Raw genomic sequence first — 12,296 nt, 5'->3', positions numbered from 1 at the left:
CCTTGCACGCACTGAGGTTTCTGGTCCTGATGGATGGGTTTATCCAACAACTGCTCAATGGTTTGATGACGGGCAGTCTCTACGCGCTGGTGGCCCTGGGTTACACCATGGTCTATGGCATTTTGCGCATCATCAACTTTGCCCACGGCGACGTGTTGATGATCGGCGCGTTGGTGGGGTTGTCGGTGATCCGCCTGGTGCAGGCCGCCTGGCCTGCGCTGCCGCCAGTACTGGTGCTGCTCTGTGCAACCGTGGTGGCCATGGCGTTTTGCGCGGTACTCGCGGTGGTCATTGAACGCGTCGCCTATCGCCGCCTGCGCCATGCTCCGCGCCTGGCGCCCCTGATCAGCGGGATTGGCGTGTCGCTGTTGCTGCAAACCATCGCCATGCTGGTCTGGACCCGTAACCCGCAGATGTTCCCGCAACTGCTGCCGCTGGCGCCGATTGAAGTGTTGGCCGGAGCCTCGGCGCACCCGGCGATTACCAACGTCACGGCGTTGACCACCATCGCCATCGCCTTGTCGGTGATGGTTGCGCTGCTGGTGCTGGTGGAGCGCACGCGCTTCGGCCGGGCCATGCGTGCCGTGGCGGAAAACCCCCAGGTCGCCAGCCTGATGGGCATCAGCCCCAATCGGATTATCGTGATCACCTTCGCCATCGGCGGCGCCCTGGCAGCACTCGCCGGGATCATGATGGCCAGCAACTATGGCAGCGCGCATTTCTACATGGGCTTTTTGCCTGGCATCAAAGCCTTCACTGCCGCGGTGCTGGGCGGTATCGGCAACCTCAAGGGCGCCATGCTCGGCGGCCTGCTGCTGGGGCTGATCGAAGCCCTGGGCACCGGTTACCTGGGCGCGGCCACCAACGGCGTGTTCGGCAGTAATTACCAGGATGTGTTCGCCTTTATCGTGTTGATCGCGGTGCTGGTGTTCCGTCCTTCCGGGCTGTTGGGCGAACGTTTGGCGACCCGCGCATGATCCAGTCTCTGTCTCCCAACAAGCGTGCGAGTCTCGGCTTGCTGCTGTTCGCCTTGGCCCTGGTATTGGCGCCTTGGATCGTCGGGCATGCCGGCGGCAACACCTGGGTGCGTACCCTGGACTTTGCCCTGCTGTACATCATGCTCGCCCTCGGCCTGAACATCGTGGTTGGCTACGCCGGGCTGCTGGACATGGGCTTCATCGCGTTTTACGCGGTGGGTGCCTATCTGGCAGCGTTGCTCTCGTCACCCCATTTGCTGCAACAGTTCCCGGCATTGGCCGCGCTGTTGCCGGCAGGGATGCACACCTCGATCTGGCTGATCTTGCCGTTGGGCGCACTGCTCGCTGCCGGTTGCGGCGTGGTGCTCGGCGCGCCGACCCTGCGCCTGCGCGGCGATTACCTGGCCATCGTGACCCTGGGCTTTGGCGAAATCATTCGCATCCTGCTGCGCAACCTTGATCGCCCGGTGAATCTCACCAACGGGCCTAAAGGCATTGCCCAGGTCGATCCGGTCAACCTGCTGGGCGTGAACCTCGGTCGCACCCAGGAGCTATTCGGCCTGCGCCTGCCGTCGGTCTACCTCTATTACTACCTGTTTGCTGCGCTGGTGGTGCTGATTCTGTTTGCCTGCATCCGCCTGGAGCGCTCGCGCATCGGCCGCGCCTGGGTGGCGATCCGTGAAGACGAAGAGGCGGCCCAGGCCATGGGCGTGAATACCGTGCGCCTCAAGCTGTTGGCGTTTGCCATCGGTGCGGCGTTCGGCGGGGTGAGCGGGGCGCTGTTCGCGTCGTTCCAGGGTTTTGTTTCGCCGGAGTCCTTCACCCTCAACGAGTCCATCGCCGTGTTGGCCATGGTGGTGCTGGGTGGCATGGGCCATATCCCCGGCGTGATCCTCGGCTGCGTGTTGCTGGCGGCCTTGCCCGAAGCCTTGCGCGCGAGCATGGGGCCACTGCAACAGGCGCTGTTCGGCCAGGTGCTGGTGGACCCGGAAATCATCCGCCAGTTGTTCTACGGCCTGGCGCTGATCCTGGCGATGCTCTACCGACCGGCCGGGCTGTGGCCCAAAGGAGTGGCACGATGAACGCACCCCTGTTGCAGATAGACCAGGTCAACAAGCACTTCGGCGGCGTTGCGGCGCTGACCGATGTGAGCCTGAGCATCCAGCCCGGTGAGATCTACGGGTTGATCGGCCCGAACGGCGCGGGCAAGACCACGTTCTTCAATGTGATGACCGGCTTGTACACCCCGGATTCCGGGCGCTTCCAGCTGGATGGCCGTGACTACCAGCCCACCAGCGTGCATCAGGTGGCCGAGGCCGGCATCGCCCGTACGTTCCAGAATATCCGCCTATTCAATGCCATGAGCGCCCTGGAAAACGTGATGGTCGGGCGCCATGTGCGCACCCGCAACGGCTTGTGGGCGGCGTTGAGTCGTCACCGCCGCGCGCAGGAAGAAGAGACGCAAACCCGCGCCCATGCCCATCGTTTGTTGGCGTATGTAGGCCTGGCCGGTTTTGCCCACTACCGTGCCGACAGCCTCAGCTACGGCCATCAACGCCGCCTGGAAATCGCCCGCGCCCTGGCCACCGAGCCACGCTTGCTGGCCCTGGATGAACCGGCGGCAGGCATGAACGCCAGCGAGAAAGTGCAACTGCGCGGCCTGCTGGAAAAGATCCGCGACGACGGCCACACGCTGTTGCTGATCGAACATGACGTCAAGCTGGTGATGGGCGTATGCGACCGCATCAGCGTGCTCGACTACGGCCAGGTCATCGCCGTCGGCCCACCCGCCGAAGTGCGTCAGCATCCGGCGGTGATCCAGGCCTATCTGGGAGCCAGTGCGCATGTCTGAAGCCTTGTTGAACGTCGAGGGCTTGCAGGTGCGCTACGGCGCCATCGAAGCCGTCAAATCCCTGGACCTGCATATCGCTGAAGGCGAGCGTGTCACGCTGATCGGCGCCAATGGCGCGGGCAAGTCCTCCAGCCTCAAGGCCTTGACCGGCTTGCTGCCGGCGGCCAAGGGGTCGATCCATTTTGCCGGGCGATCGATTCTCGGCCAGGCCCCGGAACACCTGCTGCGCCAGGGCATCGCCATGGTCCCTGAGGGCCGTGGGATTTTCGCGCGCATGAGCGTGTTGGAAAACCTGCAGGCTGGCGCCTTTTTGCGCCGCGATAACGAGCAAGTACGGCGCGAAATGCGCCAGTTGTTCGAACACTTCCCGCGCCTGGAAGAACGCCTGCACCAGTCCGCCGGCCTGCTGTCCGGTGGTGAGCAACAGATGCTCGCCCTGGCCCGTGCGCTGTTGTCACGCCCGCGCTTGTTGATCCTGGACGAACCGTCCATGGGCTTGGCACCGATCATGGTCGAGAAGATTTTCCAGGTGATCGACGACGTCTGTCGCCAGGGCATGACCCTGTTGCTGGTGGAACAGAACGCACGGCTGGCGCTGCAAGTCACCGACCGTGCCTACGTGATGGACACCGGGCGCATCACCTTGACCGGCCCTTCCCAGGATTTACTTGAACACCCCGAGGTGCGCAGTGCTTACCTTGGTGAATAAAACCATGACGCTACCGGACGCCCGGCGTGTTCCGACCCGCCCGACACTTAGCAGGAATAACCCATGAACACCTTGAAGAAAACCGCATTGATCGGCCTGGCCCTGAGCAGCCTGGCCAGCGCCGTGGCCCAGGCCGACCAGACTGTGTTGATCGGCCTCGCCGGCCCGCTCACTGGCCCGTCGGCCCGGATCGGCAAGGACCTGGAAAACGGTGCGCAACTGGCCATCGACCAGGCCAACGCCAAGCACCCGAAAATCAACGGTGAAGCCGTGACCTTCAAGCTGGTGTCCGAAGACGACCAGTCCGACCCACGCACCGCCGTCACCGTGGCCCAGCGCCTGGTGGACGAAGGCGTGGTGGGCGTGGTCGGCCACTGGAACACCGGCACCAGCATCCCGGCGGCACGGGTTTACCATGACGCGGGCATCGCCCAGGTGGCGCCGGTGGCTACCGGTCACGCTTACACCCAGCAAGGGTTCGACACCAGTTTCCGCATCATGGGCCATGACGACGATGGTGGTCAGGTCGCCGGCGACTACGCCCTGAAAACCCTCAAGGCCCAGCGTATCGCCGTGATCGACGACCGCACCGCGTTTGGCCAGGGCCTGGCGGACCAGTTCGTCAAATCCATTGAAGCCGGTGGCGCCAAGGTGGTGTCCCGCGAATACGTGGACGACAAGACCATCGACTTCAGCGCCGTGCTGACCAATATCCGTAGCCAGAACCCGGACCTGATCTTCTTCGGCGGCGTCGACGCCCAGGCCGCGCCGTTGGCCCGTCGCATCAAGCAACTGGGGATCAAGGCGCCGCTGGCGGGCGCCGGTGGTTTCGTCAGCCAGACCTTCCTGCAATTGGCGCAGAACGAAGGCGAAGGCGTGATCGCCCTGGAGCCGGGCCTGGCGATTGCGCAGATGCCAGGCGGCAAGGCGTTCGAGCAAGCTTACAAGGAACGCTACAAAACCAACATCGAACTGCACGCGCCGTTCGCCTACGACGGTGTGGGGGTGTTGGTGGCGGCTATCGAGAAAGCAGATTCGGTGGACCCGCAGAAATACCTGCCGGTGCTGCGCGCCATCAGCTATGAGGGCGTGACCGGCACCATCGCCTTTGACGGCGAAGGCAACTTGAAGAAACCGACGTTCACCGTTTACCAGGTCAAGGCCAATCAATGGCAGCCGGTGAGCGTGGCAGGCGGTCAATAATCGTATTGTCGGGTGCCTGCCGGGCACCCGATTCTGTGGAGCTGATGGAGGCACACAATGAGCAAACTGGAAGGTGAACTGGGCATCCTCGCCCGGCGGCGCATCGAGGCCGAAATCATCAAGCCGATCTACGAGATCCTCAAGCGCGAACAGGGCAAGGACTTTGCCGCTGCCGTGATCGGTGAAGCCGTGGGCAATGCCGCGATCCAGGCCGGCAAGCATTTTGCGTCGCTGGAAGAGCAGGGCGCCGACCTCAAGAGTTTCGTGGAGCTGCAAGTGCTGTGGGAGAAGGACGACGCGCTGAAGGTCGAGATCATCGCCAGTGACGCCGAGCACTATGACTACGACGTCAAGCGCTGCCGCTACGCCGAGATGTACCACGATATGGGCCTGGGCGAGATCGGCCATCTGCTGTCGTGCAACCGTGACGAGCTGTTTATCGTCGGCTACAACCCGGACATCCAGTTGACCCGCACCCAGACCATCATGGGCGGCGATCACCGTTGTGACTTCCGCTATCGGGCCAAACCCCATGAGTAAGCTGGCGCGTGTGAACGGCGAACGCCTGTGGGCTTCGCTGATGGAAATGGCGCAGATCGGCGCCACCGAAAAAGGCGGCGTATCACGCCTGGCGCTGACCGACGAAGACCGCCGTGGCCGCGACCTGTTCGTGCAGTGGTGCGAGGCGGCCGGTTGCAGCATTCGCGTGGATGCCATGGGCAATATCTTCGCCCGTCGCGCGGGGCGCTTCGACGATTTGGCCCCGGTGATGACCGGTTCCCACGGCGATTCCCAGCCCTTTGGCGGCAAGTACGACGGCATCTACGGTGTGCTTGCGGGCCTGGAAGTGCTGCGCACCCTGAATGACCTGGGTATCGAGACCGACCGGCCCATCGAAGTGGTCAACTGGACCAACGAAGAAGGCTCACGCTTTGCGCCGGCGATGATTTCGTCGGGCGTCTACGCGGGCGTGTTTGACCTGGAATACGGGCTGTCCCGTGAAGACAAAGCCGGCGTGACCATTGGCCAGGCGCTGCAGCAAATCGGCTACGCTGGCCCCGAGCCGGTGGGCGGCCAAGCGATCCACGCCGCGTTTGAACTGCATATCGAACAAGGCCCGATCCTCGAAGCGCAGGGCATTACCATCGGCGTGGTCACCGGCGCCCAGGGCCAGCGCTGGTATGAAGTGGAACTGAGCGGCCGCAGCGCCCACGCCGGCACCACGCCCATGGATCATCGCCTGGATGCCTTGCTCGGTTTTGCCCGGGTGGTCGAGGCCGTCAACGGGTTGGGCCTGGAGCAGGGCGCCGAAGGGCGGGCCACGGTGGGCATGGCGAATATCTTCCCCAACTCACGCAACGTGGTGCCGGGGCGGGTGTTTTTCAGTGTGGAATTCCGTCACCCGGACGAAGCGGTCTTGGCACGCCAGGACCAGCAGTTGCGCGATGCCGTGGCGCAGATTGCCGACGGCATTGGCTTGCAGCACAGCGTGAAGCAGATCTTCCAGTACGCGCCGATTGCCTTTGACGCAGGCTGTGTCGAGGTCGTGCGGGCGTCGGCGCAGGCGTTGGGCTATAGCCATCGGCCGATGATTTCCGGCGCCGGGCACGATGCCTGCTACCTGAACCAGGTGGCGCCGACGGCGATGATCTTTGTGCCGTGTGTGGATGGGTTGAGCCATAACGAGGCGGAAGAAATTTCCCAGGAATGGTCGACGGCGGGGGCGGATGTATTGCTCCAGGCGATGCTGGCGAAGGCTTCTGCCTAGCGAAAGAACTCACCCGGCGTCGCCTCGAACTGCTGGCGAAATGCATTGATAAACGCCGAGGTGGATTCATACCCACACCCCAAGGCCACATCCGTCACTCGCTCGCCCTGCTCCAGGGCGGGCAGGGCGGTGAGCAATCGCAAACGCTGGCGCCACGCCCGAAAGGTCAGCCCGGTGTCGCTCAGGAACAAGCGGCTGAGGGTCTTCTCGCTCACTCCCAGCTTCTGACTCCACTGGCCCAAGGTGGTCTGCTGCTCCGGGTGTGAGTTCAAGCTGCGGTAGATCTGGCGTAAACGCGGGTCCAGCGGCAGCGGCAGCATCAAGTCGACTTGCGGCGCCGCCGCCAGTTGGTCCAGCACCACTTGGGCCAAACGCCCATCTGGCCCATCCTCGGTATATTCCACCGGCAATTCGCTGAAACTGCGGATCAACTCCCGCAGCAAACTGCTTACCTCCAGCACATGGCAGCGCTCATCCGCCCAGGCGGTGACGCTGCAATCCAGGTACAGGCTGCGCATCTCCGTGTGGGGCGAGCTGAACACGCGGTGCGGCATACCGGCCGGAATCCACACCGCGCGCTGAGGCGGCGCGACGAAGCGGCCGACACTGGTCTGGATTTCCAGCACCCCGGAAATCGCGTAGGACAATTGCACCCACGGGTGGCTGTGGCGACGGGTCAGCGCACGATTGGGCAAGGATTCGGTGCGTCCGTACACCGGCCGTGGCAGGCTGGAAAGCCCAGGCACACTGCGGCGGACGGTCTTGTCATGTCCTTTAGGCGGCATTTACTGGCTCATTGGCGTTAGTCGGTAACAAGCCGTTACGTTAGAGTCGCGACGACGCTCTTGGCAACCCCCGGAAGATCCTGCTTATGACTCGCCCCCGTTTTCTGCCCGACAACTTCACTCTGACGCTGATCGCCACGGTGATCCTCGCTTCCCTGCTGCCCGCCAGCGGCCAGACCGCCGTGGCCTTCGGCTGGGTCACCAACCTTGCGATAGCGCTGCTGTTCTTCCTGCACGGCGCCAAGCTGTCGCGCCAGGCAATTGTTGCCGGTGCCGGGCATTGGCGCCTGCATCTATTGGTGTTCAGCCTGACCTTTGTGCTGTTTCCGTTGCTGGGCCTTGCGCTCAAACCGGTGCTGTCGCCGCTGATCGGTAAAGACCTGTACATGGGCATGCTCTACCTCTGCGCCCTGCCGGCCACGGTGCAATCGGCAATTGCGTTTACGTCGCTGGCGCGGGGCAATATCCCGGCGGCGATTTGCAGTGCGGCGGCGTCCAGCCTGTTCGGGATCTTCCTCACGCCGTTGCTGGTGACCCTGTTGCTCAACGTGCACGGCGAGGGTGGTTCGACCGTCGACGCGATCTTGAAAATCAGCGTGCAATTGCTGCTGCCATTCATCGCCGGGCAAATCGCCCGTCGTTGGATCGGTGAGTGGGTCGGCCGCAATAAATCCTGGCTGAAGTTCGTTGATCAGGGCTCGATTCTGCTGGTGGTCTATGGCGCGTTCAGCGAAGCGGTCAACGAAGGCATCTGGCACCAGATCCCGTTGTGGGAGCTGGGTGGGTTGGTGGTGGCGTGCTGCGTGTTGCTCGCCTTGGTGCTGGTGGCCTCGACCGTGTTGGGCAAGGCCTTTGGCTTCAATCAGGAAGACCGCATCACCATCCTGTTCTGTGGTTCGAAGAAGAGCCTGGCAACCGGTGTGCCGATGGCTCAGGTGTTGTTCGCCGGGGCAACCATGGGCGTGCTGATTTTGCCGCTGATGCTGTTCCACCAGGTTCAGCTGATGGTCTGCGCGGCGTTGGCCCAGCGTTATGCCAAGCGGCCGGAAAGCATTCCAGAAATGATGGGGCAGGTGGATCCTTGATCTACGTCACAGCCTTTGCCGAATAAGCTCAAGTAAACGCCGGGCCAGACGACTACCTTCTTAACTACCCAAGAAGGAGCGTCGACATGAACGTTAAACGTTTGTCACTGGTTACCGGCGTTCTTGCGGTATGGGCGGGGGCTTGCCTGGCGGCGCCCTCAGGCGTCATTCAATTTCACGGCAGTATTGTCGAGCCCAGTTGTCATGCGGCTGCGCCAGGCGGGTCGACGCTGGAATTCAAGGGCTGCCCCCAGGCCCTGCGTGGCAGCCAGTTGGCGGTGCAACCGGTGCGCACGGTGAAGGCGCTGGGCACTGCGCAGGCTAACGTCAAGTTAGTCGCCGACAGCCGTGATGGGCGCTATTACGACCAACGGTATGTGCTGGTGGACGCCCTCGGCAAGCCTATTCAATCGGGGGCCTACGTGGTTACCCTGAGCGCGCCGTGATGGGGTTGAGGTTGTTTTGAGCCGGATCGGCGTCAACAGCCGCGCCAGAAACCTATAGAATGCTCGGCGGCGGCGCTTGTCCTGGGTGGCCGTCTGATCATCGTCCGAGTACCGCGCCCTTCAATGAGCATTTCAGCCGCAACGCCCCAAGCCAACTGGCAACCGGTCATCGCCCTCGCGTTGGCCGCCTTTGTGTTCAATACCACCGAATTCGTGCCCGTCGGGCTGCTCAGCGCCATCGGTGCCAGCTTCGACATGCCCGTGTCCAGCGTCGGCCTGATGCTCACCATCTACGCCTGGATCGTGTCCCTGACCTCGCTGCCGGTGATGCTGCTGACCCGCAACGTCGAGCGGCGCAAGCTGCTGATCGTGCTGTTTTGCATGTTTATCGTCAGCCACATTCTCTCCAGTGTCGCCAACAGCTTCGGCCTTTTGATGATCAGCCGCATTGGCATTGCCTTGTCTCACGCCTTGTTCTGGTCGATCACCGCGTCCCTTGCAGTGCGCCTGGCGCCGGAAGGCAAGCAGGTGCAAGCCCTCGGTCTACTGGCTACCGGTACTTCTTTGGCGATGGTATTGGGGATTCCACTGGGCCGCCTGCTGGGTGAAGCCATGGGCTGGCGCACCACGTTCCTGGTGATCGGCGCATTCGCCGCCGCCCTGGTGTTCTGGCTGGCGCGCACCTTGCCGCTGCTGCCGAGCCAGAACTCCGGCTCCTTGCGCAGCCTGCCGCTGCTGTTCAAGCGCCCGGCGCTGGTGGCGTTGTACGTGCTCACCGCCATGACCGTGACCGCGCAGTTCACTGCCTACAGCTACATCGAACCCTTCGTCGAAGGCGTCGCCGGCATGAGCGGCAGCGCGGTCACCCTGATCCTGCTGGTGTTCGGCGGCGCCGGCATCATCGGCTCGCTGCTGTTCAGCCTGGTGCACCGATTCAACCCGCACCTGTTCGTGGTCGGCGCGGTATTCATCCTCGCCGCGTGCCTGGCGCTGCTGCTGCCGTTGAGTGGTGCAGAATCCTATCTGGTGGTGTTGAGCGTGTTCTGGGGCATGGCGATCATGGGCTTTGGCCTGGCGATGCAATCCAAGGTACTGGTGCTGGCGCCGGATGCAACCGACGTGGCCATGGCGATGTTTTCCGGCATCTACAACATCGGCATCGGCGGCGGCGCCCTGATGGGCAGTTGGGTCGGCAGCCAGTTTGGCTTTGCCTGGATCGGCGCGGCGGGCGGGTTGCTCGCGGCGCTGGCGTTGATTGGCTATTGCCTGGCGATCCGCCGGTTTGGGCAAGGTGTCGTAACCCGATAAAAAAGGACAAGGCTTACACAGCAATTTGATACCCATTGCTACCGTCCCCCACGACCGCCCACGGTCTGTGGTGACGGCACTTGAACAGCAATGGAGTCGATTGTGCAAAAGCGTTTGACCGCCGAGTTTATCGGTACTTTCTGGCTGACGTTTGGCGGCTGTGGCAGCGCCATCCTGGCGGCGGCTTTCCCGGAACTGGGCATTGGGTTTGTCGGCGTTTCGCTGGCGTTCGGGCTCACGGTGCTGACCATGGCCTATGCGGTGGGTGGGATTTCGGGTGGGCATTTCAACCCGGCGGTGACCCTGGGTTTATGGGCCGGGCGGCGTGTGGCGGGCGGGGATGTGCTGCCGTATATCGCGGCGCAAGTTGCCGGTGCGATGGGGGCGGCGGCGGCTTTGTACCTGATTGCCAATGGGCAGCCGGATTTTACAGTGGGTGGTTTTGCCGCCAACGGTTATGGTCCATTGAGCCCTGGCCACTTCGACATGAAGGCCGCGCTGCTCGCAGAGTTCATCGCCACGTTTTTCTTCTTGTTCATCATCATGCGTGTGACCGCACCGGGCGCGGTGCCTGGTTTTGCGCCGATTGCGATTGGCTTGGCGCTGGCGCTCATTCACCTGGTGTTGATCCCGGTGACCAATACCTCGGTGAACCCCGCACGCAGCACCGGGCCGGCGTTGTTTGCCGGGGGCGAGTACCTGGCGCAGCTTTGGCTGTTCTGGCTGGCGCCGATGGTGGGCGGGGTGATGGGGGCCTTGGCGGCGCGTTCGTTGGGTGAGGACGATAAAAAAACGCCCGCCTAAACATCATCGGCGGGCGCTCGGGAGTGACCGGGGCAGCAAGGAGTGAGCTGGCCGGTGTAGGGCGTTCGGGGATCAGGCCACCGGGATCAACGGGTCAGCCGCCGCCAGCGCCACCGCACGATCAGCGGCCGGTGGGTAGATCCACACGGTGTTGATCTGGTGCTTGAGGTCCTTGGCTTCCTGGCCGACCAGTTTCAGCTGGCGGTCCCAGCCTTCGGTGAACACCGCGCCCCAGGCACCAAGGTCGAGGCAGGTCACGTACTTGGGCTGGCTGTAGGTCATCGGCGCGACGCCGATCAGGTCGGCGGCCACGTTGTTGCCGGCATAACGGCCCAGGGCGATGGCGTGCTGGCAGGACATGCCGGCGAAGTTGCCCAAATCATCGGTGGCGGCGTAAGCCACGTCGCCAGCGGCGAACACGTCGGCCTGGCCCTTGACCTTGAGGTTGCCGTCCACATGCAGGCGGCCCTGGGGATCGCGGGTGCCGCTGACCTGTTCGGTGAGCGGGTTGGCGCGAAAGCCAATGGTCCAGATCACGGTGCTGGATTCGATCCGCTGCCCATTCGCCAGGGTCACGCCGCCGGCATCCACCGAGGCGACCGAGGTATTGAGCACCCAATCCAGGCCCAGTTCCGTGCTCGCTTCGATGATCGATGGGCGAATGCCATCGCCCATGGACGCGGCGATCTGCGGGCCACGGTCGACCACCACGACGCGAATGTCAGCCTTGTCACCCAGTGCTTCACGCAGGCGCGCCGGCATTTCGGTGGCGGTCTCGATACCGGTAAAACCACCCCCGGCGACCACCACGGTATTGCGCGCCGCGCTGTCAGGCAGGTTCTTCAGGGCCTTGATATGCGCTTCGAGGCGCGTGGCGTCTTCGATCTGGTCCACATCGAAGACATGCTCGATACCTGGCATCTGCGGGCGATTCAGACGGCTGCCAGCGGCCAGCACCAGGCGGTCGTACTGGATGGTGGTGGAGGTGCCGGCCGCGTTGCGGTAGGTCACTTGCTTGCCATTCTCGTCGATGCTGTCCGCCGCGCCTTCAATGAACGTCACGTTCACCGCGTCGAACAACGGGCCCAGCGGCGCCATCATGGTGTGCACGTCGGGTTCGTAGAAACGTGGGCGGATGCGCAGTTCCGGTTGCGGGGCGAGCAGGCTGATCTGCACGTCGTTGCGGTCATGTTTGTCCAGCAGGCGGGCCGCGCTCAACGCGCTCCAGACACCACCGAACCCTGCGCCAATAATAAGAATGTGCTGTTTCATGGTTTGCTCCTGGAGAGGCGTTGTTGCGTGAGTGGGACTGTGTGGAGCCAGACTATCCAGGTGACTTGCCTTGAACACTTCTACCTA

The 12,296-nt window shown here is 63.2% G+C and carries 13 protein-coding genes; 11 read left to right on the top strand and 2 right to left on the bottom strand.

Translation table 11 applies throughout. The features are described 5' to 3' along the window. Positions 1-29: 29 nt before the first annotated feature. The 7 genes from H096_RS03165 to H096_RS03135 all read left to right on the top strand — a co-directional run bounded on the left by H096_RS03165 (position 30) and on the right by H096_RS03135 (position 6,509). Entirely contained in the window at positions 30-977 is a 948-nt protein-coding gene (locus tag H096_RS03165; RefSeq protein WP_033896759.1) for a branched-chain amino acid ABC transporter permease, read from the top strand. After that, a complete protein-coding gene (locus H096_RS03160; protein ID WP_033896755.1) occupies positions 974-2,059 on the top strand; it encodes an ABC transporter ATP-binding protein in 1,086 nt (361 codons plus the stop codon). The genes H096_RS03165 and H096_RS03160 overlap by 4 nt, the downstream gene beginning before the upstream one ends. Next, positions 2,056-2,829 (top strand): ABC transporter ATP-binding protein, encoded by a 774-nt coding sequence (locus H096_RS03155; RefSeq protein WP_033896754.1) that lies wholly within the window; start codon positions 2,056-2,058, stop codon positions 2,827-2,829. Before H096_RS03160 ends, H096_RS03155 begins: the two co-directional genes overlap by 4 nt. Next, the gene (locus H096_RS03150; protein WP_033896752.1) at positions 2,822-3,538 is read left to right on the top strand and encodes an ABC transporter ATP-binding protein; all 717 of its coding nucleotides are present in this window, start codon (positions 2,822-2,824) and stop codon (positions 3,536-3,538) included. The genes H096_RS03155 and H096_RS03150 overlap by 8 nt, the downstream gene beginning before the upstream one ends. Before the next feature lie 63 nt (positions 3,539-3,601). Beyond that, positions 3,602-4,741 carry a branched-chain amino acid ABC transporter substrate-binding protein gene (locus H096_RS03145; protein ID WP_033896751.1) on the top strand — a complete coding sequence of 380 codons (1,140 nt, stop codon included), beginning with the start codon at positions 3,602-3,604 and terminating at the stop codon, positions 4,739-4,741. Between the two features lie 57 nt (positions 4,742-4,798). Continuing rightward, positions 4,799-5,281 carry an L-2-amino-thiazoline-4-carboxylic acid hydrolase gene (locus H096_RS03140; protein WP_033896750.1) on the top strand — a complete coding sequence of 161 codons (483 nt, stop codon included), beginning with the start codon at positions 4,799-4,801 and terminating at the stop codon, positions 5,279-5,281. Continuing rightward, on the top strand, positions 5,274-6,509 hold the full coding sequence (locus tag H096_RS03135) for a Zn-dependent hydrolase (RefSeq protein ID WP_082461379.1): 1,236 nt from the start codon (positions 5,274-5,276) through the stop codon (positions 6,507-6,509). The genes H096_RS03140 and H096_RS03135 overlap by 8 nt, the downstream gene beginning before the upstream one ends. On the opposite strand, the gene H096_RS03130 is transcribed toward H096_RS03135, so the two are convergent. Then, positions 6,506-7,294, bottom strand: a complete 789-nt coding sequence (locus H096_RS03130; RefSeq protein ID WP_033896748.1) for a helix-turn-helix transcriptional regulator — start codon at positions 7,292-7,294, stop codon at positions 6,506-6,508. The genes H096_RS03135 and H096_RS03130 overlap by 4 nt on opposite strands. An 86-nt stretch (positions 7,295-7,380) precedes the next feature. Between H096_RS03130 and H096_RS03125 the strand changes: the two genes are divergently transcribed. The 4 genes from H096_RS03125 (at position 7,381) to aqpZ (ending at position 10,937) form a co-directional block, all read left to right on the top strand. After that, entirely contained in the window at positions 7,381-8,379 is a 999-nt protein-coding gene (locus H096_RS03125; RefSeq protein ID WP_033896747.1) for a bile acid:sodium symporter family protein, read from the top strand. 86 nt (positions 8,380-8,465) lie between these two features. Next, positions 8,466-8,825: a type 1 fimbrial protein gene (locus H096_RS03120; RefSeq protein WP_033896746.1), complete on the top strand. Its 360-nt coding sequence runs from the start codon at positions 8,466-8,468 to the stop codon at positions 8,823-8,825. A 123-nt stretch (positions 8,826-8,948) separates the two neighbouring features. Then, positions 8,949-10,133: a sugar transporter gene (locus tag H096_RS03115; protein ID WP_033896745.1), complete on the top strand. Its 1,185-nt coding sequence runs from the start codon at positions 8,949-8,951 to the stop codon at positions 10,131-10,133. A 102-nt stretch (positions 10,134-10,235) separates the two neighbouring features. Next, positions 10,236-10,937, top strand: a complete 702-nt coding sequence (gene aqpZ / locus H096_RS03110) for an aquaporin Z (protein ID WP_206542892.1) — start codon at positions 10,236-10,238, stop codon at positions 10,935-10,937. Positions 10,938-11,009: 72 nt separating this feature from the next. On the opposite strand, the gene H096_RS03105 is transcribed toward aqpZ, so the two are convergent. Next, positions 11,010-12,209, bottom strand: a complete 1,200-nt coding sequence (locus H096_RS03105) for an NAD(P)/FAD-dependent oxidoreductase (protein ID WP_033896743.1) — start codon at positions 12,207-12,209, stop codon at positions 11,010-11,012. Positions 12,210-12,296 lie beyond the last annotated feature (87 nt).

The organism is Pseudomonas sp. FH1 (genome assembly GCF_000510895.2).
GTDB classification, from domain to species: Bacteria; Pseudomonadota; Gammaproteobacteria; order Pseudomonadales; family Pseudomonadaceae; genus Aquipseudomonas; species Aquipseudomonas azotoformans_A.
The sequence above is the reverse complement of the archived record's forward strand: the minus strand, read 5'-3'. Positions and strand labels throughout refer to the sequence as shown.